We start from the raw sequence: 2,370 nt of genomic DNA, 5'->3' as shown, positions 1-2,370 counted from the left end.
CACCGTCCCCGCGCACACCGCGGGTGTCGCGCGTGCCCCGGGTGGTGCGCCCGCCGGCACCGCTGCGGGCACCCAGGAGGATGCCACCGAGCAGCGCCAGCACGCCCAGCACACCGAGCACGGCCGGCAGGATGCGACCGAACGTGTTGAGCGTGTCGGCGGTCTCCTGGGCGGCGGACTGCGTGATCTCCTTGGTCTCCTCGTTCCAGCCGGACTCGAATCGGACGGCCGTCCGGGTGGGCTCGGCCTTCTCCTCCTCCATGCCCGCCGCGTCGTTGAAGAAGGCCTCGGCCTCGTCCTGGTCCTCGGCGAAGAACTGGTAGATGTTCTCGTTGCCGTTGATCACCTGGCCGGTCTCCGGGTTGACGTACACCGTGCGGGTGTTGGTGTAGTAGCGACGCATGTCGACCTCGCGCTCCGGGTCACCCTCGAGGCCCCACTGGCCCGCGGTCATGCCCTCGCGCCGGTAGCTGGCCAGCACGGCCTCCACGGCGGGGTCGTACCCGTCGGTGATCGAGGCGAAGTGGTCGCGGATCGAGGACCACATGTCGATCGGGCCGAGCTCCTGGCGGAACTCGTACGCGTCGATGCCGCCGACGGTGGTCTCACCGACGAAGGAGATCGGGTTGGTGGTGAAGGTGCTGGCGTCGAAGTAGTCGTAGTCCCGCTGCTCGGTGTCGAACGGGAACTTGTACTGCAGGCCGTTGCGGACGAACCCGGTGGGGGCGGAGTCCTCGGCCCCGGTCGCGACCAACTGCAGAGTGCTCACGGCCTCGTCGATCGGCTCCGCGGACACGCGGTCCACGGTGACGCGGTCGATCGAGGCGTTGACCAGGCCCTCGACCCCGTCCGACCCGGTCTTGTCCTCGCGGAGCAGCGACTGCGCGGCCTGGAACGTGATCACCTCGGCGTCCGACGGCTCGACCGCCTGGACACGACGCTGCGAGTAGAGCGGGATGTCGTTGTCGATGAAGCAGGTCACCGGGAACTGGACATCGGAGTCGTCGGCCTCCGCACCGTCCTGGGTCTCGACGGCCTCGTCGTCGCCCGCCGCGCCGTCCCCGGGGGCGTCGGCGTCCTCGTCACCGGCCGCGTCACCTTCGCTGCACTCCGGCCGGGTCGAGTTGAGCTCGGTCGGCGAGTTGCCGGCCAGGGCCGCACCCACCAGGACCGCGCCCTGCGTGGTCTCGGTGACGGTGGTGGTGTTGATGTCCAGCGGGGTCTTCTTCTGCGCCGGCACGACGAAGAAGACGAGCGCCAGTGCGATAGTGATGAGGAACGCGCCGAGCCCGACGAGGACCAGCGCGGGCACTGACGACCTCCGTCCCGCGGAACTGCTCTGTCGTGCCATCGGTTGTCCTCCTGTAGCCGCACCCTGGATCCGCCGGTTACCGCCGGGTAGCTCCCCGGGTCGGTCGCCGGACCGGACCATCATCAGGAGAAGATTAACAGTGATGAAGAACGCATTCGCCACCCCCGACCGACAAGTCGGAACTCTCCCGTCCGCGACGGGCTTCGTCCCGGCGCTGGAGGGCTTCCGCGCGGTCGCCGCTCTCGCGGTCCTCACCACTCACGTCGCGTTCCAGACCGGGTCCTCCACAGGGTCGGCGATCAACCGGGTCTGGGGCCGGTTCGACCTGTCCGTGGCGGTCTTCTTCGCCCTGTCCGGGTTCCTGTTGTGGCGGGCCCACGCCCTCCACGCCCGTCGGGGCGGACCCGGCACCGCGCGGTCCGCAGGGGCCTACCTGCGTTCCCGCCTCGTCCGGATCATGCCGGCCTACCTCGTCCTGGTGGCCGCGGTGTTCTTCCTCATCCCCCAGAACGCCCGCAGTTCCGCCTCGACCTGGACTGCCAACCTGACCCTGATGCAGGTGTACGTCCCCGACTCCCTGGTCGAGGGTCTGACCCACGCGTGGTCTCTGTCCGTGGAGATGTCCTTCTATCTCGTCCTGCCCCTACTGTGGTGGGCTCTCGCCGGGCTCCGGGGTCGCGCGGCGCGATGGCGCATCCCCGTGATCGCGGCCGTGGGGGTGCTGAGCCTGGCGTGGGCTCTGATCCCCTGGTACGACCTCGGACTGCCCGAGCGGGTCAACGACCAGATCCTGCCCCCGGCGTTCGCCTCGTGGTTCGCGGCGGGGATGATCCTCGCCGAGCTGGCCGCCGCCCCGCCCGGACGCCTGGCCGCGTTGGCCCGGCACCGCCACGCGCGGTGGGGCTGGTGGACCGTGGTCGCGGCGGCGTTCGCGGCGAGCACCCACCCGCACTGGTTCACCGAGGGGTTCGTGCATCCCTCCGGGCCGGAGTTCGCGGCCCGGACCGCGCTGGGTGCGGTGGTGGCGTTCTGCCTGCTGGCCCCGGTCACGCTGGCTC

At 70.3% G+C, this 2,370-nt stretch carries 2 protein-coding genes; one reads left to right on the top strand and one right to left on the bottom strand.

What is annotated here, in order from left to right; genetic code table 11:
• On the bottom strand, positions 1-1,351 hold a 1,351-nt coding region (locus G6020_RS05260), incomplete at its 3' end, for a DUF3068 domain-containing protein (RefSeq protein ID WP_194305983.1).
• Between the two features lie 103 nt (positions 1,352-1,454).
• Here G6020_RS05260 and G6020_RS05255 point away from each other — a divergent pair.
• A partial coding sequence (locus tag G6020_RS05255; RefSeq protein ID WP_182609902.1) for an acyltransferase occupies positions 1,455-2,370 on the top strand: 916 nt, incomplete at its 3' end.

The sequence above is a fragment of the Dietzia sp. B19 genome (assembly GCF_014145155.1).
GTDB lineage: Bacteria > Actinomycetota > Actinomycetes > Mycobacteriales > Mycobacteriaceae > Dietzia > Dietzia natronolimnaea.
The sequence above is the reverse complement of the archived record's forward strand: the minus strand, read 5'-3'. Positions and strand labels throughout refer to the sequence as shown.